The sequence below is a fragment of the Schlegelella aquatica genome (genome assembly GCF_026013905.1).
Classification (GTDB): Bacteria; Pseudomonadota; Gammaproteobacteria; order Burkholderiales; family Burkholderiaceae_C; genus Caldimonas; species Caldimonas aquatica.
This window is the reverse complement of record NZ_CP110257.1, coordinates 1645849-1666365: the sequence shown is the minus strand read 5'-3', so window position 1 is coordinate 1666365 and position 20517 is coordinate 1645849. Positions and strand designations below refer to the sequence as shown.

The window sequence follows — 20517 nt, the reverse complement described above, 5'->3', positions numbered from 1 at the left end:
TTCGTCATGACCTCTTGGCAACTCGTGCGCATGTTCGCCGGTGTGTTCATCCTGCTGTCGCTGGCGCTCGGCATCCCGGGCAGCCCGCTCTTCGTGAGCCCGTGGTGGCTGGCCTTCACGGCCTTCGTGGGCGCCAACCTGCTGCAAAGCGCGTTCACCCGCTGGTGCCTGCTCGAAACCATCCTGCGCAAGCTGGGTGTGAAGCCCGGCTGCTGAACCACCGCACGCATCGGGAGGCTCCATGCCGAGCAAGCGCGCATTGACGGTGATGGCCTGGGCCGCCTTGGCGGCCGGGCCCTCGTGGGGGCTGGATCTGATGGAGTCGTGGCGGGCAGCGTCTGCCCACGACGCCCAGACCGCGGCCGCGCGAGCGGCGCGCGACGCCGGCGCTGCGCGCGCGCAGCAGGCCAAGGCGCTGTGGCGGCCTCAGGTGGTGCTCGAAGGCGGCGCCGGTGCGGCGACGAACGAGAGCGCCACCCGCGGCGCGCGCTTCGCCACGCCGGCTTTCGGCTCGTCCACCGACGTGGGCTTCGACACCTCGGTCACCGGGGGCACGGCCACGCGTTACGCGCTGATGCTGCGCCAGCCTCTGTACGACCGGGAGCGCTCGGCACAGGCGCGCCAGCTCGGGCTCTCGGCCCAGGCTGCCGAGGTGGAATGGCAGGCCGCCCGTGATGCGCTGCTCATTCGCACCGCCGAGCGCTACTTCGACGTGGCATTGGCCGCGGCCCGCGTGCGCCTCCTCGCCCGGCAGGAAGAAGCCGTCGAGAGCGCGCGGCAGGAAGCCGAGGACCGTTTCCGCATCGGCGACCGGCCCGTCACCGACGTGCACGAGGCGACGGCGCGCGCCGCCGCCTTGCGCGCCGAGCGCGCGGCCGCCGAGGCCCAGCTGGAGGTGGCCCGGGCCGCCTTCGCGGACCTGACCGGCCTGCGCCCGGCGCTCGACGAATGGGCGTTGCCTGCGGCCGCCGACATGAGCGGCCTGGGCACGGTGGACGAGTGGGTGAGCCGCGCAGCCACCGAGCATCCGCAGGTGCGCCTGGCGATCGCCCAGCTGCAGGTGGCCGAGGAGGAGGCGCGCAAGACCTCGGCCGCGCTCTCGCCGACGGTGGACCTGGTGGCCCAGGCCAAGCGCGACCGCCTCTCGGGCAGCGGCGATTTCGGCGACGCGAGCCACACCGCGGTGGACCGCGCCATTGGCGTGCAGGTGCGCATTCCGCTCTACACCGGCGGCTGGCGCAGCGCCCGACACACCGAGTCGCAGGCCCTCGTCGAACGCGCGCGCGCCGAACTGGAGCGCGCCCGGCAGGAGGCCGCGCTCCAGGCCCGCGGGGCGTGGCTGGATGTCACCCTGGGGCAAAGCCGGCTGGCCGCGCTCGAGGCGGGCCTGCAAGCCGGCCGCGCCCGCCTGGACGCCACCCGGGTGGGGCTCAAAGCGGGCGACCGCACCACGTTGGACCTCCTCAATGCCGAGAACGACGCGGCGGCCGCCGAGTTGGCCCTGCTCCAGGCGCGCACGCAGCTGTGGCTGCGCTGGCTGCAGCTTCATGCCGCGACCGGCCGCCTCGACGAAGGGGCGCTGGCGCAGGCCAACGCCCGTCTGGCCGCCGCGCCCAAGTCCTGACCCGCCCCGCGGGGCCCTGTCACCACCCGGCGTCCACCACCCGGCGTCCACCCGGGCGCCCGCCTCTGCGTCTTGAGCTGTGTCAAGGCGCGTGGCTCGCAACGGCCCTACCGTAGCCACGGGTGGCGCCCTTGAGCGTGTGCGCCCCCGACCCCATACTCGGGAGGGCCATGGACTTCAAGGACTACTACCGCATCCTCGGCGTCGATCGCGGGGCCGACGAAGAAGACATCAAGCGCGCCTACCGCAAGCTCGCCCGGAAGTACCACCCCGACGTGAGCAAGGAGGCGGACGCCGAAGCGCGCTTCAAGGAGGTCGCCGAGGCCTACGAGGTGCTGAAGGATCCTCAAAAGCGCGCGGCCTACGACGAGGTCTTCCGTCGGTGGGAGCGCGGGGAGTCGTTCCACGTGCCGCCGGGCACCGACGGAGGCTACGAATTTCGCGGCGAAGGCGTCGATCTCGGCGAGGACTTCGACCCGAGCGAGTTCTTCGAGGCGATCTTCGGCCGCGCCACCCGCCGCCGGGGCGCCCATTTCCGCCGCTCGGGCGGCGGTGTGCGCGGCGAGGACCACCACGCGCGCGTGCTCATCGACCTCGAAGACGCCTACCGGGGCGGCGTGCACACGATCACCTTGCGCATGCCCGTGCTCGACGAGCACGGCGGCGTCCAGATGCGCGAGCGGCGGCTGGAGGTGGCGCTGCCCCGCGGCGTACGCGAGGGCCAGCACCTGCGGCTGGCCGGCCAAGGCGGCCCGGGCTACGACGGAGGCCCAGCCGGCGACCTCTACCTCGAGGTGGCGTTCCGTCCGCATCCGGTCTTCCGCGTGGACGGGCGCGACGTCTACTTCGACCTGCCGCTCGCCCCGTGGGAGGCCGCGCTCGGTGCCCAAGTGGACGTGCCGACGCCCGAGGGCCCGGTCAAGCTCAGCGTCCCGGCCGGCAGTCACGGCGGGCGCAAGCTGCGTCTCAAAGGCAAGGGGCTGCCCGGGGAGCCCGCAGGCGACCTGTATGCCGTCGTCTCGATCGTGCAGCCGCAGCCCCTCAACGAGCAGGCGCGGCAGGCGTACCGGGCGCTGGAGGCCGCTTTCCCGGGGTTCGATCCGCGCGCAGCGCTGAGGGGGATCTGACGGATGAACCAGTCCATCGACGAGCCGCACGCCTACCGGGCGGAAGCTCACTACCAAGTCACCATCGAACGTCTGTGCCTGGCTTGCGGCACGGACGAGCAGACCATCGAGGTGCTGGTGCACGAGGGGGTGCTCGACGTGGCGGGAAACCGCCCGCAGGACTGGCGTTTCGACGCCGCGGCCCTCGCCCGGGCGCGTCGCGCCGTGCGCCTGATGCGCGAGCTGCACGTCAATGCCGCCGGCGTGGCCCTGGCGCTGGACCTGATGGACGAGATCGCGCGCTTGCGGGCCCAATTGCGCAGTCTGCGCCCCTGACGGGCGAGCAGCGACGACCCGGGACGCCGTGAGCGGCCCGGCCCCTTCACACAGCAGGTGACGGTTTGGCCACTACCGATCTTGCCGGCTCCTCCCAGGCCGGCCCCGCCGAGACACCTCGGCACGACTTTCTGCGCGCCCGGCGCGCGCACATCGACACCTACCAGCAGGCGGTCGTCTACATGCGCAGCGACTGCGACGTCTGCCGTGCCGAGGGCTTCGAGGCCCAGGCGCAGGTGGAGGTGATCAACGGCCAGCACCGGGTGCTGGCGATCTTGCACCGGGTCGACAGCGACTGGCTGCACCACGACGAGATCGCGCTGTCCGATGCGGCGTGGAAGGTGCTCAAAGTGCACGAGGGCGTGCCGCTGCGGGTGCGGCATCCGCAGATGCTCGAGTCGCTGCGCCACCTGCGCGCCAAGGTCTACGGCGCGCGTCTCGACTACGGCGCTTTTCATGCCTTGATGCAGGACATCGCCGCCCAACGCCTGACCGACCTGCACCTGGCCGCCTTCGTCACCGCCTGCGCCGGCGGGCGCTTGGACATGGACGAGACGATCGCGCTGACCCGCGCGATGATCGACGTCGGCGAGCGCTTGCAGTGGCCCACGGCGCCGGTGATGGACAAGCACTGCGTCGGCGGCCTTCCGGGCAACCGCACGACCTTGCTGGTGGTGCCCATCGTGGCCGCGTGCGGGGTGCTGATGCCCAAGACCTCCTCGCGCGCCATCACCTCGCCTGCCGGCACGGCCGACACCATGGAGACCCTGGCGCCCGTGACCCTCGATGTGACCGCGATGCGCCGCGTCGTGGAGCGCGAAGGAGCCTGCATCGTTTGGGGCGGCGCCGTCCAACTGAGCCCCGCCGACGACGTGCTGATCCGCGTGGAGCGCCCGCTCGACCTGGACAGCGACGCCCAGCTCGTCGCTTCGGTGCTGTCCAAGAAGGCGGCTGTCGGTTCGCAGAAGGTGTTGGTGGACGTGCCGGTGGGGCCGACGGCCAAGGTCCGCAGTGCCGAGGCCGCACAGTCCCTGGCGCACGCGCTGGTCACCGTCGGGGCCGCCATCGGGTTGGAAGTCGAGCCGCTGCTCACCGACGGCTCCCAACCCGTGGGCAGAGGAATCGGCCCCGCGCTGGAAGCCATGGACGTCCTCGCCGTGCTCGAACGCCGCCACGACGCCCCTCAGGACCTGCGCGAACGGGCGTTGCTGCTCGCCGGCGCCGTCCTCGAGATGGCGGGCAAAGCCGCCCCGGGCGAGGGATTCCTGCTGGCGCAGCGCACCCTGGACGAAGGGCGCGCCCTGGCGAAGTTCGTCTCGCTGTGCGACGCCCAGGGCGGCATGCGGGTGCCGCCCGTGGCCCCCTACTTCGCGCCGGTCACGGCCGCCAGGCCCGGCGTCGTGACTCAGATCGACAACCGCCGCATCGCGCGGGCGGCCAAGCTGGCCGGTGCCCCGCGCGACCCGGCCGCCGGGGCCACTTTGCATGTGAGGCTCGGCGATCCGGTCGAGCGCGGGCAGCCCTTGTTCACCTTGCATGCCGACACGCCGGGCGAGCTGCGCTACGCGCTGGACTACGTGCACCAGCAGCCCTCCATCGTGGCGGTGAAGGAGCACACATGAACGAGGCGTCCCCCACGCGGCACCTCTGCGCCCGGGCGTCGAGCGCCGCGGTCATCGCGCTGCCGGGCGCCGAGGCGCAGGCCGAGGGGCTGGCCGCCCGGCTGTCGGCCGAGCGGCTCACGCTCGAGCACCGACGATTCCCGGACACCGAGCTCTACCTGCGCGTCCACGGCCCGGTCGAGGGGCGTCACGTCATCGTTGCCGCGCACTTGCACGAGCCCGACGCCAAGACGCTCGCCGCGGTGTTCCTGGCCGATGCGCTGCGCGACCTCGGAGCGGCGGGCGTCGGCATCGTCGCGCCGTACCTGCCCTACATGCGGCAGGACGCGCGCTTCCAGCCCGGCGAGGCGATCACTTCCGCCTCCTATGCGCGCGTGCTGTCCGCCGCGTTCGATTGGCTCGTCACGGTCGACCCCCATCTGCACCGGCACGCCAGCCTGGAGGAGATCTATCGCCTGCGCGCGCACGTCGTGCCCAGCGCGCCGGCCATCGCGCGGTGGATCGCGGCCCACGTGGAGCGGCCGGTCGTGGTGGGCCCGGACGAAGAAAGCGAGCAATGGGTCAGGCGGGTCGCGCAGTCGGTGGGCTGCGGCCACGTGGTGCTGCGCAAGCACCGCCGCGGCGACCGCGATGTCCGCATCGACCCCTCGGCCCTGCCTGCCGGCGGGGAGTTCACGCCCGTGGTGGTGGACGACATCATCTCCAGCGCCGCGACGATGGCCGACGTGGTGCGCCTGCTCACCGGCCGCGGCTTTTGGGCGCCGGTGTGCGTCGGGGTCCACGGGCTCTTCGCGCCCGGCGCGTTGCACACGCTGCGCGCGGCAGGGGCGGCGCGCCTCGCCGTGTGCAACACGGTACCGCCCGCCCTCCCCGACGTGGAGGTCATCGACGTCGAGCCCGGCCTGGCCGACGGCGTGCGCCACGCACTGGAAGAAGCCGTCCTCGCGCCCTGATCCGCGCTGCCGGTCAGCCCGCGGACGTCACAGGGGCACGACCGTCTGGCCGCTCGCCCGGGCGTCGCGCGGCAGCACCACTTCGGCGAGCGTATCGGAGCCCTCGTTGCGCAGTGCCACGCGGCCCCCGTGCGCGCGCACGAACTGATCGACGATGTACAGCCCCAGCCCGAGGCCGGCTCGCTGCGGTTTGCCGGCCCGCTGGTAGGGCGCGAACAGCGATTCCAGGCGCTCGGCCGGGACGGTGCCGCCATTGCGCACGCGCAGGATGAGCTGCTGCGGCTGCCCGCCGTCCAGCTCCACCGTGACGGGCCGGCTCGGGTCTCCGTGCTCCAGGGCGTTGCCGATCAGGTTGGCCACCACCTGCATGACGCGGTCGCGGTCGAGCACGGCGTCCAACGGCCCGCGACGCACCACCTGCAGCCGCTCCTCGCACCCGCCGACGCTCAGCTCCGCGCAGATCTGTTCGACCAGTTCGCCCAGGTCGCATGCCACGGGCTTGAGCGGAATACCCCCCGACTTCAAGCCGTACACGTCGAGCAGCTGCTCGACCATGCGCGACATACGCGACGCGCTGGACTTGAGCCGCTGCGCGATGCTGCGCGTGGCCTCGTCGCGGTGCTGCATCAGCAGCAGCTCGGCGCTGACTTTCACCACCGACAAGGGCGTGCGCAGGTCGTGCCCCAGCACGGCGGTGAACATCTCGTTGAGCTGCAAGGCCCGCTGCAGTTCCTCCATGCGCCGCGCAAGCTCCGCGCGCTGCCGGTGCAGTTCCACGAACACGCCCACCTTGCTGGTGAGCACGTGCGGGTCGATCGGTTTGTAGAGAAAGTCCACGGCCCCCGCGTCGTACCCGCGGAAGGAGCGCTGCACGTCCACCGCTGCGGCGGTCAGGAAGATGATGGGCACATGCCGGGTGCGTGGCGAGCCGCGCACCAGCTCCGAGAGCTCGAAGCCGTCCATCTCCGGCATCTGCACGTCGAAGAGCGCCACGGCCACGTCGTGGGCCAGAAGCAGTTCGAGCGCCTCGCGGCCCGACTGCGCCTTGAGCACCTTCACTCCGGGCCGGCGCAACAGCGCCTCCATGGCGACGAGGTTCTGCTCCAGGTCGTCGACGACGAGGACGTGGGTGTCTTGTTCCATGGTTTCACTCTCGTTGCTTGGGCGCGCAAGCGCCAGGCGAGTCCGGGTACGCGGGGCGCACCCCCTGCGCCAGTTGGCGCAGGCGTTCGGCCATTTCGTCGAGGCCCAGCACCGCATCGGCGCCCGCGGCATCGAGGGCGGCCTGCGGCATGGTGCGCGCGAGCGCCGTGTCGGGGCGTTGCACCCAGGCGGTGCCGCCGGCACGCCGCACCGCTGCGAGTCCGGCCGCCCCGTCCGCGCTGGCCCCTGTGAGCACCAGCGCCAGCAGGCGGGGGCCGTAGGCCACGGCGGCCGACTCGAACAGCGGATCGATCGCCGGTCGCGAGTACAGCACGGGCTCGTCCACCGACAGCGCGAGCGTGCCCTGCGGCTCGACCAGCAGGTGGTAGTCGGGGGGAGCCACATACACCCGGCCGGGCTGAGCGGGCTGCTTGTCCATCGGCTCCTCCACGGGCAAGGCGCATTGCGGCGCAAAGATCTCCACCAGCCGACTCGGTCGACGCGACGGCAGGTGCAAGACGACGAGCACGCAAAAGGGCGTGCGTGCGGGCAAGGCCGCAAGCAGCCTTTCCACGGCGTCGATGCCACCGGCCGACGCGCCGATCGCCACCGCCGCGACATCGGCCGGCCCGGCGGGGGCTGCAGGGGCGGTGGAGCTCACATCGGCACTCATCGCGTGGCCCTCAACGGCGCCTGTAGATGCGCTGCGCGGGCAGCCATTCCTCGAAGGACGAGACATGCGCCGAGAACCGCAAGGTCTCCTTGGTGCCCAGGCCCAAGAAGCCACGGTGGACCAGCGCGTCACGAAACAGCCCCACGGCGCGGTCCTGCAGCTCGCGGTCGAAGTAGATGAGCACGTTTCGGCAGGACACGAGATGCACCTCCGAGAACACCTGGTCCGTCGCCAGACTGTGGTCGGCGAAGAGCACGCGCCGGCGCAGCCGCCGATCGAAGACCGCGGCGTTGTAGCCGGTCGAGTAGTAATCCGCCAACGAGCGCTTGCCGCCCGCGCGGCGGTAGTTCGCGCTGAACTGCGCCATGCGCTCGAGCGGATAGACGCCCGCCTCGGCCGCGGCCAGCGCCTTGGGATTGATGTCCGTGGCGTAGAACAAGGTGCGATCGAGCAACCCCTCCTCCTCGAACACGATCGCCAGCGACCACAGCTCCTCCCCCGTGCTGCAGCCGGCCACCCACACCTTGATCGACGGATAGGTGCCGAGCAGCGGGACCACCTCGTCACGCACCGCCCGGAAGTAAGCCGGGTCCCGGAACAGCTCGCTCAACTGCACGGTGAGGAACTGCAGCATCTCGGCGAAGACTCCGGCGTCGGCCAGCAGCAAGCGGCGCAGCTCGTCCACGCTGCGGCAGCCGAAGCGGCTCATCGCCTGCCGCACCCGGCGCCGCATCGAGGCCACGGCGTAGTGGCGGAAGTCGTGTTGGTAGACGCGGTACACCGCGTCCAGCAACTCGCGGACCTCGGCGTCGAACGAAGGATCGGCGTCGTCCCTCATCGTCTCGTCCTACTTGCGGATCCACACCCGGCACAGCGAGACCAGCCGGTCGATGTCGATGGGCTTGGCGACGTAGTCGTCGGCACCGGCCTCGATGCAGCGCAGCCGGTCGTCGGCCATCGCCTTGGCGGTGAGCGCGATGATCGGCAGCTTCGACAGCTCGGGCCTCGCACGGATCTCCCGGGTGGCGGTGAGCCCGTCCATCTCCGGCATCATGATGTCCATCAACACCAGGTCCACGTCGCTGTCACGCTCGAGGCGGGCCAGCGCCTCGCGCCCGTTGCGGGCGATGTCGAGTTTCACACCGAGCGGCTCCAACGCACTCGACAGGGCGAAGACATTGCGGATGTCGTCCTCGACGAGAAGGATGCGCCGGCCTTCGAGCACCGCGTCGCGCTGCCGCGCCTGTCGAAGCAGGCGCTGCTGGTCCGGCGGCAGCGCCGACTCCACGCTGTGCAGGAAGAGCGTCACCTCGTCGAGCAGCCGCTCCGGCGAGCGCGCCCCTTTGATGATGATCGAGCGGGAATACTTGCGCAGCCGCTGCTCCTCGTCGGCGCTCACCGCGCGCCCGGTGTAGACGATCACCGGCGGGAACGAGCAGTCGGTTCCCGGGGCCAGACGCTCGAGCAGCTCATAGCCCGAGCCGTCCGGCAGTGCGAGGTCCATCACCATGCAGTCGTAGGTGTGGCGCCCGAGGCAGTCGAGCGCCTCGCGCACCGTGCCCACGGTGGTGATGTCGGCCTGCGTGGACTTGAGCAGCAACGCGATGCTCTCGCGCAGCGCCTGGTCGTCCTCGACCACCAGCACCCGGTGCACCTGCTTGCGCAGGCGCTCCTCGATGCGCCGGACCGCCTCCACCAGCCGCTCCCGGTCCACGGGTTTGAGCGCATACCCGATCGCCCCGAGCTCGAGCGCCGTCTGGGTCTTGTCGTGCAGCGAAACCACGTGCACGGGGATGTGCCGCGTGGCCGGATCGCGCTTCAATTGCTCCAGCACGCCCAGACCAGACTGGTCCGGCAGGCCGATGTCGAGCAGCACGCCGTTGGGCTTGAACTCGCGCGCCAGCCCGATCGCCTCGGCCCCCGTGGTGGCGATCACGCAATCGAAATCCATCTCGTGCACCAGCTCGTAGAGCACCCGCGAGAAGTGCGGATCGTCCTCGACGACGAGGATCAGGCGGTGCGGGCGGGACAGCCGCTGCCGGTCGTCCTGCGGCTCGCTGGCCGAGGCCTGTGTGCGAGGCACACCCGCCGCCGCCAGCCCGGGGGCCGCCGCCGCCGGCAGCGACGACGGCGCGGTCGCCGCAGGGGAGGCCCTCGGCACCTGCGCACCTTCGGGCTCGCGCCACGCGAGCGGAAGCTCCAGAGTGAAGGTGCTGCCGCGCCCCGGCGCGCTCGCGACCGTGATGCGCCCTCCCAACCGGTGGGCCAACTCGCGCGAGATCGACAGACCCAGGCCCGTTCCGCCGTACTTGCGGCTCGTCGAGCCGTCCGCCTGGCGGAAGGCTTCGAAGATCACTTCGTGCTGCTCGGGCGCGATGCCGACGCCCGTGTCGCGCACATCGAAGGCGACGCGACCCTCGCCGTGCGGTCGGATCACCAGTTCCACCTCGCCCTGCTCGGTGAACTTGAACGCGTTGGACAGCAGGTTCTTGAGCACCTGCATGAGCCGCATCTCGTCCGTCAGCAGCGTGGAGGGCGCGCGTGCGGCGCTGCGCACGTGGAACGCCAGCCCCTTGGTCTGCGCCACCGGCTCGAACGTCGCCTTGAGATTGCGCACCACCGCCTCGATCGACACCGGTTCGGCCTGGATGTCGATGTGCCCGGCCTCGATCTTGGACAGGTCGAGGATGTCATTGATCAAGGCGAGCAGATCGCTGTTGGCCGCGTGGATCGACCGGGCGTACTTGACCTGCTCCTCGGTGAGCGTGCCCTCCCGGTTGTCCGCGAGCAGCTTGGCCAGGATGAGGGCGCTGTTGAGCGGCGTGCGCAGCTCGTGCGACATGTTCGCCAGGAACTCCGACTTGTGCCGGCTGGCCGCCTCGAGCCGCGCTGCATTGAGGCGCAAGGCCTGCTGCGCCACGAGCAGCTCCTGCTTCTGGCGTTCGAGTTCGTGGGTGCGCTCCTCCAACTGCGCGTTCGTCTGTTCGAGCTGCGACTGCTGCTCCTCCAGGGCGTTCTGCGACTCCTGCAGCGCCCGGGCCTGCTGCTCGAGCTCCTCGTTGGCCACGCGCAGTTCCTCCTGCTGCGCCTGCAGCTCCTCGCTTTGCCGCTGCGTCTCCTCCAGCAGTTCGACCAGTTGCTGGCGGTAGACCGCCGAGCGCAGGGCCTGCCCCACCGGTTCCTGGAGGTCCCGGGCGAGCTCCCGCAAAGCGTCGACGCGGCTCGCGGTGCCCACGAAACCGAGCTCCAGGACACCCACCACACGGCGGTCCGCCGTCAGGGCCATCAAGAGCACCGCCTGCGTGTCCCCCACCCCGAGCCCGGACTGGACCTGCAGGTAGCCCGAAGGCAAGCCATCGACCCAGCGCACGCCGCCGTCACGCGCCACCTCGCCCGCAAGGCCTCGGCCCGGCGCGATGGACTGCGGCGCGCGGTCGGCCGGTAGCGCATATCCGCCCGCCTCCCGCAGCTGCCCGCCTTCGAGCCGGTACAAGACCGCCACCGCCGCCCCCACGTAGCGGGCCACCGCACCGGCGACGGCATCGGCGAGTTCGTGCAGCGTCTGCTCACCCACCAGCGCCTGAGTCACCTGGCTCATGCCGGCCTGACGCCACAGGGCGGCGTGCTCCTTCGCGCGCGCGATCACCATGCGCCGCGCCATGTCGGCGGTGAACCACAAGGCGACGGCGCCCGCGATGCGATTGCCGCTCGCCGCCAGTAAGCTCAGATCGCCCGCGGGCGAGATGAACAGCCCCACCACCAGCAGCACCGTGCTCACGGCCGCCACGGCGTAAGGCAGTCCCGCGTGAGGCTGCCACAGGCACAGCCCGAGCGGGATGAGATACAGCACCCAGTACGACAGGCCGACCGGCGTGACGGCATCCACCGCGAAGGTGGCGAACACGCCCGCGACGATCAGCAGGTGGACGAGCAGATGAAGGCGGTTTCCCTCGGCGGCCATGGTGGGTGCGCAAACATCGGATGAAGGCCGCCATTCTTGCGATCGGCGCGAGAGGCGTTTGTAACAAATGCGCGCGTGCCGCCCCAGCCGAGCGACCCGGCCCTCGCCCGCTGCTGCCCTGCACGGCTTGCCCCGCCGTGGGTGAGGCGCCGTCCCGGGGGCCCACCGGCCGCCTGCTACGGGGTGACCCCGCTACGGAAGGCAGGTCTCATGCCCGACAAGCGCTGGAGCGCCGGGTATGGCCTTTGCCACGGCCAGGCCATGGATCAGCAAAGCCTTCAGTCCTCGACCTCGGCGCCCGTCGTCGTCATCACCGGCGCTTCTGCCGGGATCGGCCGTGCCACGGCCCGCGAGTTCGCACGCCGGGGCGCGCGGGTGGCCCTGCTGGCGCGCGGACGCGAGGGCCTCGAAGCGGCCGCTCGGGAGGTGGAGGCCGCCGGCGGCGAGGCCATGGTGCTGGCCGTGGACGTGTCGGACACGGCCCAGGTCGAGGCGGCCGCCGCGGCCGTCGAGGAGCGCTGGGGCGGCATCGACATCTGGATCAACAACGCGATGGCGACGGTGTTCGCTCCCACCGAGGACATCGCACCCGCGGACTTCCGCCGCGCGACCGACGTGACCTACCTGGGGGCCGTGTGGGGAACGCTCGCCGCCTTGCGGCGGATGAAGCGGCGCGACCGGGGTGTGATCGTGCAGGTGGGCTCGGCGCTGGCCTACCGTTCCATCCCGCTGCAATCGGCCTATTGCGGCGCGAAGGCGGCGCTGCGCGGTTTCACCGACTCCCTGCGCAGCGAGCTGCTGCACGACCGCAGCAAGGTCAGGCTGACGATGGTGCAGCTCGCCGCGTTCAACACGCCTCAGTTCGACTGGGGACGCACGACCCTGGGACGGCAGCCCCAGCCGGTGCCGCCGATCTTCCAGCCGGAAGTGGCTGCCCGTGCCATCGTGCATGCGGCCTTCCACCCGCGACGCGAATGGTGGGTCGGCTGGCCCGCCGTCCAGGCGATCCTCGGCACCCGGATCGTCCCGGGGTGGCTGGACCGCCTGCTCGCCCGGCGCGCCTACGAGGGACAGTTCACCGACGAACCCTTGCCGCCCTGGCGCCGGGACAACCTGTACGAGCCCGTGCCGGGCGACCACGGCGCACACGGGCGCTTCGATGCCCGGGCCCGGCCGGTGAGCTGGCAATCCCTGCTGGACCGGCACCGCGGCCTGCTCGCCCTGGGGGCGACCCTGGCCGCCTGCCTCTGGATGATGCGCCGGCCGCGCAGGTGACGGCGGCCGCCACCCCGCCGCCCTGTCAGCCCCGGGGGGCAGGCTCCAGGCGCATCGCGCGATCAGCAGGGCCGCAGTTCCACGCCCGTGCGCACGATGCGCAACGCGCCGTCGCCGGCCGGCTCCACGAGGCGGCCGTCGTCGAGCCGGTATTCCGCCAGGCCCGTCGGCTCCCAGCGGTCGCAGGCGTCGGGCAGGCTGATGTCGCGCACGAGATGCTCGTACCCGCACACCTTGTACGTCCGGCCATCGGAGCCGCGGGCGGTGAACGATTCGAGCAGGTGAAGCTTGCGTTCCATGCACATCCTCCTTGAAGTCGGCTCGCGGGCGCCAGGCCCCGGCCCGCGATGCGTGGGTCAGACTGCGACTCGGACCTCGATGTTCCCTTCCTTGCGGATCACCTCCACCCCCACGTTGTGGTGGTAGCGCTGCAGCAGCAAGTCCACCTTCGCGTCGCAGATCTGCAAGTCCCGCACTTCCATCCAGTCGATGAATTCCGGCAGCCGCGGCAAGCGAAAGCCGAGCTGGCCGTGGGTGGCGTCGATCTCGATTCCCAGGCAGCCTTGCAGGAGGGCGAACACCGCGGCGGCGGCCCAGGCCTGCGGCGAGCAGGCCACGGGATAGAGCGTGGGCCCTTCGCCCGCACGGCGAGGAAAGCCGCAGAAGAGCTCGGGCAACCGGTGCTGGCTGAAGTACAAGCTCGCCTCGAACATGCCCGTCAGCAGGCGCAGCGCCGCCTCGGTGTGACCATAGCGCGCAAGGCCCACGGCCAGCAACGCGTTGTCGTGCGGCCAGATCGAGCCGTTGTGGTAGGACATCGGGTTGTAGCGCGGCTGCCCGGCGGCCACCGTGCGCACGCCCCAGCCGCTGAAGAAGTCCGGCTGCATGAACCGCTCCGCCATGCGCCGCGCGTGCTCGGGGGCCGCAATGCCGCTCCACAGGCAATGCCCGCCGTTGGACGTGGCCACCCGGCAGGGCCGCTTGCGGCCGTCGAGTGCGATGGCGTAGGTGCCCAGGTCCTCGCACCAGAACGCCTGGTGGAAGCGTCGTCTCAGCTCAGCTGCCTCGGCCGCCAGCCGCTCGGCCCTGGCCTCGTCGCCGAGCACTCGGGCCAGCCGGGCCGCCCCGCACTTCGCCTCGTACACGTAGGCCTGCACCTCGCACAAGGCGATGGGCATCTCGGCCATCTCGCCGTCGGCGTGGAACACGGAATCATGCGAGTCCTTCCAGCCCTGCTGCACGAGCCCCCGATCGCTGCGCCGCGCGTACTCGACGAAGCCGTCGCCATCCAGATCCCCGTAGCGGTCGATCCACTCCAGCGCGGCGAGCACGTGCGGCCACAGGCCGCGAATGAAGTTCAGATCGCCCGTACGCTCGAAGTAGGCGGCGGCCAGCCCGACGAACAGCGGCGTGGCGTCCACCGTCCCGTAATAGCGTTCGAAGGGCACTTCTCCCGTGCGGGCCATCTCGCACTTGCGCGCTTCGTGGAGGATCTTGCCCGGCTCGGCGTCCCGGGCCGGCTCCTCCTGGCGCGCCTGATGAGCCGCCAGGCAAGCCAGCACCCCGCGCGCGAGCCGCGGGTCCACCCACAGACACTCGCGGGCCGTGAGTATCCCGTCGCGCCCGAACGTGGTCGAGTACCAGGGCACGCCCGCATACGGATAAGGGCCTGTGGGCAAGCGCGTCGTCAGCATGCTCAAGTCCGAGGCCGAGCGGTCGAGCCACAGGTCCATCAAAGGGTTGGACGTCTCGAGACGGCACTGCCGCACGAGGCCCTTGTTGCGCGCTTCGGCGTTGGCGCAGTAGGCTTCGTCGTAGCCCGGCACGGTGCGGGGCACGAGGTCTTCGCCCGTGTTGCCGGTCTCGCACACGCAGGTGCAATACAGATGCACCTCTTCTCCGGGGGCGAGGTCCACCTCGTAGTGGGCATGCAGCCCGTCCCAGTGCCGGGGCGCGGGGTTCAAACGGATGCGCATGCGCCGCCGGCGCCCGTCCCGGCCGTCATAGGTGAAGGCAAGGCCGTCGTGCGTGTGCTGCGGCGGGTGAAGCTCGCCCCGCTCGGTGCGTGCCACGCCGCGCACTTCGAACAGGTCCCGGAAATCGGCGCCGAAGGCCCACGTCAGCGGCAGCCGCGCGGGCGCGAGCCCATGGTGCACCAGGCGCACGTGCTCGTGGCAGGCCCCGTCCCACAAGAGCTTCGCGCGAAAGACGTGGACCTCCCCCTTGCCCAGCGCCACCGCGCCTTCACGCATGATGTCCGGGTTCATTAGTTCGACGATGAGCAGGTTGTTGCCCTCCTTCACGGTGGAGCCGAGGAAGAGCGGTCGCACGCCGGCGATCCGCAGCTCCATGCGGGAGAGGTAGCGCGTGTCCTCGTGGTAGAGCCCCTGCTCCCCCGCCCCCCAGGCATGGGCGTCGCCGTAGCGGTCGAACAAGGCGAAGGTGTCCTCGTGCTTGAGCACGTGCGGGCTTTCTTCCGCGCGTGCCGCGGTCGCGGCCACGTACCACTGATCCCCGATGCGTTCGTTCACGCTTCACTCCCTCTGTCGCGACGCGGATCCCGGCGGTGCCCGGCTGCCGGCAGTTCAGGTCATCGGGCCTGCATCGGCGGGCAAGGCCCCCGCACGCGCCGAGCCCGGGTCTTCGCGCACCTCGCCTGCCGCTGCCGTCCCGCCCGCGAGCTCTTGCGCCGAGGAACCCCTTGCACCGCTGCGGGCGGCCTGCAACGCCTCGTAGATCCGTACGTAGTCCATGGCCATGCGGTCGGCCCCGAAGCGTCGCTCGAAGGCCGCGCGGCACGCCCGGCGATCCAGCCGGTGCACGCGGGCTGCCGCTTCGATCGCGGCCACCTGGTCCTCCACCACATACCCCGTGACGCCGTCCTCGATCACCTCCGGCACGGAGCCGCACCGGTACGCGACGACCGGTGTGCCGCAGGCCAGCGACTCGATCATCACCAGCCCGAAAGGCTCCGGCCAGTCGATCGGAAACAGCAAGGCCCGCGCCCGCCCGAGAAAGTCGCTCTTTCGATCCTCGCCGATCTCGCCGACGAACTCCACCACCGGGTCTTCCAGGTGGGGGCGCAGGTGATGCGTGACGTACGCGCGATCGGCGTCGTCCACCTTCGCCGCGATCTTGAGCGGCACGCCGCACGCGCGGGCGATCTCGATGGCGCGGTCCGGGCGCTTCTCCGGCGACAGCCGGCCGAGGAACGCGAAGTAGTCGCCCGGCCCCGCGTGAAAGTCGTACAAGCCTTGCGGGATGCCGTGCGGCACCGTGCCGATCCATCGGGCGCCCGGCATGCAGCCGCGCTGATGCTCCGAGATCGCCACGAGCGGGTGCCGGCGAAAACGCTCGTGCAACTCCGCCAGCCCGGGCCGGTCCAGGCGGCCATGCAAGGTCGTCAGGGAGGGCGTGGGGCAGCGCACCGCGAACGGGTACTGAAGCACCTCGGTATGGAAGTGGATGACGTCGAACTCGTGCGCGTCCTGCATCACCCGCTCGAGCAACAGCGTGTGCCAGACCAACGGGTCGGGCCGGCGCGGGTCGAGCCGCAGTCCCTGCTCCACCACCCCGACGAGATCGGCGCTCGTGACCGAGTCCGCACTCGCATACAGCGTGACGTCGTGGCCCAGGTCGACGAGTGCCTCGGTGAGATAGGAAACGACCCGCTCGGTGCCTCCATAGGCCTGGGGCGGTACCCTCTCGTACAGCGGGGCGACCTGCGCGATCTTCATGACAGGGCTCGATCGCCAGTATGAGCAAGCCCAGTGCCGAGTGAGCCCAGCGGACACCGGTTGTTACCGGTACGTGCGGCCCCATCGCCGAGAGTGCCAGGCGGAGCCGCCCGACGGTGGGCGGCTCCTCCACCAAGGAGCTCAACGTCATGACCTGCAAACCGATTGAAGACGTGCTGGCGGCCATCGACCGCCTCGACCTCGAGCCGATCCGCCGCCGGCTCACGCACGAGCACGCCGGCAAGGGATGGTCCGAAGCCCGGGCAGTCGCCGCCGAGCGCGACTACCGCCGCTACCTCAAGCTTCTGGCCAAGTACCCCGACGAGACCCTCGCGCCCACCCCGGACATCGACGAGTTCTGGCACACGCACATCCTCGACACGCGCAAGTACGCGGCCGACTGCGCGCAGGCCTTCGGGGAGTTCATCCATCACTATCCCTACCTGGGGCTGGGAGACGAAACCGACCGTGCGGCTCAGCAGCAGGCAGCCGACGCCTTGCACGCCCTTTACGAGCGGGAGTTCGGCGAACCGGTCCGCGCCGCGACCGAAAGCTCCTTCTGCGCCCGCTCGCAGCCCGCGTTCTGCGCCCGCACACCGGAAGATGCCTTCTGCGCCAGGCAAGCCGCGCCGCAGCACGCGTTCTGCGCCCGGCGTCCGGAGCCGACGGCGGCCTTCTGCGCCCGCCAGCCGCAAGACGAAGCCGCCTTCTGCGCGCGCCGCCCGCGGGTGGACGCATCCTTCTGCGCCCGCAGCGCCCAGGACGAGGCGGTCTTCTGCGCCCGCCAGCCCGCCGCCGAGACCGCCCTCCCGGGTGACGGCGCTGGGGCGACGGGCCACCCGGTGGCACCCCGCGCCTCTTGAGGCCCCCGGCGCTTCCCCGGGAAGACTCCCCAGAGCGCCGCGGCCGGCGTGCCTTATCCTCATGCCTAGAGCAAAGAGGAGTTCATGAAGCTGCACGCCCGCCTGGCGCTCGTCGTGATCGCCGGCCTCATTCCGATGATCGCTCTGCAAGCCGTCGAGCACGTGGAGACCGCCCGCGAACGGGAGGCGCAGGCCCTCCTCGACGTGCAGCGGCAGGCGCAGCTGGTGGCCGGCCAACTGGAGCAGGTCAGCGCGCGCTACCGCGACCTCCTGCTCAGCGTGGCGACGACGCCCATCGTGCGCTCGCGCAACGCGCCGGCCTGCGCCGCCTATCTCGCATCCCTCCAGAAACAGTTCCGGGACGGCTTCACGATCGGCGCTTCCGACCTGGACGGCAACGTGTACTGCATGGGCCTGCCCTTCGGGCAGAACAGCCCCATCAACAACGCCGACCGACCCTACTTCCGCGAGGCTTTGCGCACGCGCGACTTCGTGGTCGGCGAGCTCGCCTACGCCAAGGTGCCCGGCACCGCGGTGCTGCATTTCGGCTACCCGATTCTGGACGCCGACGGCAAGGCCCTGGGCGTCGTCTTCGCGTCCATCAATCTGCCTTGGCTGGCCCGCCAGCTGGTGGACAGGCCCTTGCCCGAGGACGCGCGTCTCTACGTGACCGACCGCCGGGGCTCCTTGCTCGTCGAACTGCCCGACGAGGGCAGCATCGGACGCGCATTGCCCAAGGAGTTGCGGCGGCTCGTCTACGCGACGCAACCGGGCAACGCCTCCGTCAAGATCGCCGACGGCAACACCCTCATCGCCGGGTACGTGCCCGAAGCGAGCGAGCCGCGGGGCTTCGCGGTGGTGCTCACCCGGCCGCGCGAGGCCGTGCTGACTCCGGTGTGGCGTCGACTGGCCTGGGAGGCGGCATTCGCGATCGCGGCCGTCGGCATCGGCCTGGTGCTCGCCTTCGCGGTCGCGCGTCGCAAGGTGTACCACCCGCTCGCCCGTCTGAACGAGACCGCAGCCCGCTGGCGCAAGGGCGACCTCGCGGCGCGCACCGGCCTGGAGACCGACGCCGACAACGAGCTGCGCGAACTCGGCAAGGCCCTCGACGGCATGGCCGAGCATCTGGCACGGCGGCAGGAGGAACTGGCCGCCGCCCACGAGGAGATGCGCCGCTCCCGCGACGAGGCCATCCGCGCCAACCACTCCAAGACGCAGTTCCTCGCCGCCGCCAGCCACGACCTGCGGCAGCCCCTGCACGCGATGAACCTCAACATCGCCCTGCTGTCCTCGCGTCTGGGCGACAGCCCGGAGGTCGCCCTGGTCGAGCGGCTCAAACGCTCGGTGGCCAATCTCGGCGAGCTGCTCAATGCCCTGCTCGACGTCTCCCAACTCGACGCCGGGCTGATCCGGCCGCACCTGGCGGCCGTGGAGCTCGACGGGCTGGTGCGCACGGTGGTGGAGGAGTTCTCGGCCACGGCGGCGCAAAAAGGCGTGAAGCTCGAGGCCGACAAGACCGACGCGACCGTCCACACCGACCCGGTGCTCCTCGGCCGGATGTTGCGCAACCTCGTGAGCAATGCGATCAAGTACACGCCCTCCTCGGGCGAGGTCCGCCTGAGCTTCGCGCGCACGGGCGGCCGTGTGGAGATCATCGTGCGCGACACGGGCGAAGGCATCCCGCCCGAGCGCCAGCAGGAGGTGTTCGAGGAGTTCCGTCAACTGGGCAATCCGCAGCGCAACCCTGCGCTCGGGCTGGGGCTGGGCCTGTCCATCGTCAAACGCATGAGCACCCTGCTCGACCACCCGGTGCGGCTGCACTCCATCCCGGGTCAGGGCACGACGGTCACCGTGAGCGTGCCCTTGGCCTTGGCGGCGGCCTCGCACGCCACCGAGGGCCGGGCCCCACTCCTCGCAGGACGCGCCCTGCTCGTCGAGGACGACGAGGTGGTGGCCCAAAGCACGGCCGACGTGCTGCGCACCTGGGGACTCACGGTGGATGTGGTCCACACCGCCGAGGACGCGTCCCAGCTCTTCGCCAGCTCGTCTTGGGTGTGGGACGCCGTGCTCGCCGATCATCGCCTTCCCGGACGCCCCGGGCTGGACGTCCTGCTCGACGTCCAACAGCAGCACCCAGGCGCCCTGCTCGCGCTGCTCACGGGCGACCCCGGCGATCCGCGTGTGTCCCAGGCGCGGCGCACAGGGCTCATCGTGCTCGAAAAGCCCGTCAGACTCGAACGTCTGGCCGCCGTGCTGAGCCCCTTGGCGGCTGCCAGCCCACGCGAGGACTCCCCCCCTCGCGTGGCCGCCTCCCGCGCCTGAGTCACTCAGCTGAGGGGCCGGTGCAGGAACAGGCATCGGGCTTGCTTTTTCGAGGGCATGAACCCTCGCCGGCAAGCCCCCCTCTCGCCCCGTGCCCCCACCGGCGCCGAACCGTGGATCGCCGGCGAGCCCCGCCGCCCGCGCGTGCTGATCGTCGACGACAACCGAGACGCTGCCGACAGCCTCGCGATGCTGCTGGGTCTGCTGTCGTACGAGCCGCGTGTGGCCTACGACGGTCAGAGCGGGATGGAAGTGGCTGCGTCGTTCAAGCCCGACATCGCCATCCTCGACATCTCGATGCCGCGCATGAGCGGCTACGAGCTCGCGCGCAAGCTGCGTGACGAGCTGGAGGGCGAGACCCCCGTGCTGGTCGCGCTCACCGCCTTGAGCAGCGAGGAAGACCGCCGGGCCGCCCGCGAAGCCGGCTTCGAACACCACCTGGCCAAGCCGGTCGACAGCGCGAGCCTGTGCCGGTTGGTCATTCGAATCCTCTCCGAGCGCAAGCACTGAGCCGGCGCTGCCCGGGCGTATTGCGCTCGATCAAGACAAGTGTGTGCATTCGTGACAGGATAGGCGCTCGTCAAACGGAGAGTAGCCATGGCCCTGTTCCACGCCGCGCCCAAGGACAAGCTCGTCGCCGACTTGAAAAAGGTCATGGCCGACGTGGATGAACTCATGCGCTCCGTCGGCTCCCAAGCCGGGGGCGAACTGCAGGAACACCTCGGTGCTCGTCTGAAGGACGTCCGCCGCCAGGTCGAGGAACTCGAACAGGACGTCGTCGAACAGGCCCGCGCGGCCGCGCGTGTCACCAACGAGTACGTGCGCGAACACCCCTGGACTTCGGTCGGTGTGGCGGCCTGCGTGGGAATGGTCATCGGCGCGCTGCTCGCCCGCCGCTGACA

General features: G+C 70.9%; 18 protein-coding genes. 11 read left to right on the top strand and 7 right to left on the bottom strand.

Features of this window, described 5'->3' with window-relative positions:
- Positions 1-6: 6 nt before the first annotated feature.
- The 6 genes from OMP39_RS07520 (at position 7) to OMP39_RS07495 (ending at position 5641) form a co-directional block, all read left to right on the top strand.
- Positions 7-216 (top strand): YgaP family membrane protein, encoded by a 210-nt coding sequence (locus OMP39_RS07520; RefSeq protein ID WP_264894404.1) that lies wholly within the window; start codon positions 7-9, stop codon positions 214-216.
- A 25-nt stretch (positions 217-241) separates the two neighbouring features.
- Positions 242-1624 carry a TolC family outer membrane protein gene (locus OMP39_RS07515; protein WP_264894403.1) on the top strand — a complete coding sequence of 461 codons (1383 nt, stop codon included), beginning with the start codon at positions 242-244 and terminating at the stop codon, positions 1622-1624.
- A gap of 170 nt (positions 1625-1794) precedes the next feature.
- Positions 1795-2751 (top strand): DnaJ C-terminal domain-containing protein, encoded by a 957-nt coding sequence (locus OMP39_RS07510; RefSeq protein ID WP_264894402.1) that lies wholly within the window; start codon positions 1795-1797, stop codon positions 2749-2751.
- A 3-nt stretch (positions 2752-2754) separates the two neighbouring features.
- On the top strand, positions 2755-3066 hold the full coding sequence (locus OMP39_RS07505; RefSeq protein ID WP_264894401.1) for a chaperone modulator CbpM: 312 nt from the start codon (positions 2755-2757) through the stop codon (positions 3064-3066).
- A 131-nt stretch (positions 3067-3197) separates the two neighbouring features.
- Entirely contained in the window at positions 3198-4688 is a 1491-nt protein-coding gene (locus OMP39_RS07500; RefSeq protein WP_264894479.1) for a thymidine phosphorylase family protein, read from the top strand.
- Entirely contained in the window at positions 4685-5641 is a 957-nt protein-coding gene (locus OMP39_RS07495; RefSeq protein WP_264894399.1) for a ribose-phosphate diphosphokinase, read from the top strand. The genes OMP39_RS07500 and OMP39_RS07495 overlap by 4 nt, the downstream gene beginning before the upstream one ends.
- Before the next feature lie 27 nt (positions 5642-5668).
- Here OMP39_RS07495 and OMP39_RS07490 read toward each other — a convergent pair whose 3' ends face one another.
- Genes OMP39_RS07490 through OMP39_RS07475 form a run of 4 tightly spaced genes read right to left on the bottom strand, consistent with a single transcriptional unit; the run spans position 5669 to position 11418 of the window.
- The gene (locus OMP39_RS07490; RefSeq protein WP_264894397.1) at positions 5669-6784 is read right to left on the bottom strand and encodes a hybrid sensor histidine kinase/response regulator; all 1116 of its coding nucleotides are present in this window, start codon (positions 6782-6784) and stop codon (positions 5669-5671) included.
- Between the two features lie 4 nt (positions 6785-6788).
- Positions 6789-7457 (bottom strand): chemotaxis protein CheB, encoded by a 669-nt coding sequence (locus tag OMP39_RS07485; protein WP_264894396.1) that lies wholly within the window; start codon positions 7455-7457, stop codon positions 6789-6791.
- 10 nt (positions 7458-7467) lie between these two features.
- Positions 7468-8295, bottom strand: coding sequence for a CheR family methyltransferase (locus tag OMP39_RS07480; protein WP_264894378.1), 828 nt, complete (start codon positions 8293-8295; stop codon positions 7468-7470).
- A gap of 9 nt (positions 8296-8304) precedes the next feature.
- The gene (locus tag OMP39_RS07475; protein WP_264894377.1) at positions 8305-11418 is read right to left on the bottom strand and encodes a response regulator; all 3114 of its coding nucleotides are present in this window, start codon (positions 11416-11418) and stop codon (positions 8305-8307) included.
- 261 nt (positions 11419-11679) lie between these two features.
- Here OMP39_RS07475 and OMP39_RS07470 point away from each other — a divergent pair, with 261 nt between their 5' ends.
- The gene (locus tag OMP39_RS07470; RefSeq protein WP_264894477.1) at positions 11680-12693 is read left to right on the top strand and encodes an SDR family oxidoreductase; all 1014 of its coding nucleotides are present in this window, start codon (positions 11680-11682) and stop codon (positions 12691-12693) included.
- A 62-nt stretch (positions 12694-12755) separates the two neighbouring features.
- Here the strand turns inward: OMP39_RS07470 and OMP39_RS07465 are convergent, their stop codons facing one another.
- The 3 genes from OMP39_RS07465 to OMP39_RS07455 are packed head-to-tail and all read right to left on the bottom strand — an operon-like array spanning position 12756 to position 16430.
- Positions 12756-12992, bottom strand: coding sequence for a hypothetical protein (locus OMP39_RS07465; RefSeq protein WP_264894375.1), 237 nt, complete (start codon positions 12990-12992; stop codon positions 12756-12758).
- 57 nt (positions 12993-13049) lie between these two features.
- Positions 13050-15224 (bottom strand): amylo-alpha-1,6-glucosidase, encoded by a 2175-nt coding sequence (locus tag OMP39_RS07460; protein ID WP_264894374.1) that lies wholly within the window; start codon positions 15222-15224, stop codon positions 13050-13052.
- A 54-nt stretch (positions 15225-15278) separates the two neighbouring features.
- On the bottom strand, positions 15279-16430 hold the full coding sequence (locus tag OMP39_RS07455; RefSeq protein ID WP_264894372.1) for a glycosyltransferase family 4 protein: 1152 nt from the start codon (positions 16428-16430) through the stop codon (positions 15279-15281).
- Positions 16431-16579: 149 nt separating this feature from the next.
- Here OMP39_RS07455 and OMP39_RS07450 point away from each other — a divergent pair, with 149 nt between their 5' ends.
- The 4 genes from OMP39_RS07450 to OMP39_RS07435 all read left to right on the top strand — a co-directional run bounded on the left by OMP39_RS07450 (position 16580) and on the right by OMP39_RS07435 (position 20515).
- Positions 16580-17293 carry a glycine-rich domain-containing protein gene (locus tag OMP39_RS07450; RefSeq protein WP_264894370.1) on the top strand — a complete coding sequence of 238 codons (714 nt, stop codon included), beginning with the start codon at positions 16580-16582 and terminating at the stop codon, positions 17291-17293.
- Positions 17294-17377: 84 nt separating this feature from the next.
- Positions 17378-19615 (top strand): hybrid sensor histidine kinase/response regulator, encoded by a 2238-nt coding sequence (locus tag OMP39_RS07445; protein WP_264894368.1) that lies wholly within the window; start codon positions 17378-17380, stop codon positions 19613-19615.
- A 57-nt stretch (positions 19616-19672) separates the two neighbouring features.
- Positions 19673-20125: a response regulator gene (locus OMP39_RS07440; protein ID WP_264894366.1), complete on the top strand. Its 453-nt coding sequence runs from the start codon at positions 19673-19675 to the stop codon at positions 20123-20125.
- Between the two features lie 87 nt (positions 20126-20212).
- On the top strand, positions 20213-20515 hold the full coding sequence (locus OMP39_RS07435; protein ID WP_264894364.1) for an ElaB/YgaM/YqjD family protein: 303 nt from the start codon (positions 20213-20215) through the stop codon (positions 20513-20515).
- Positions 20516-20517: the final 2 nt, after the last annotated feature.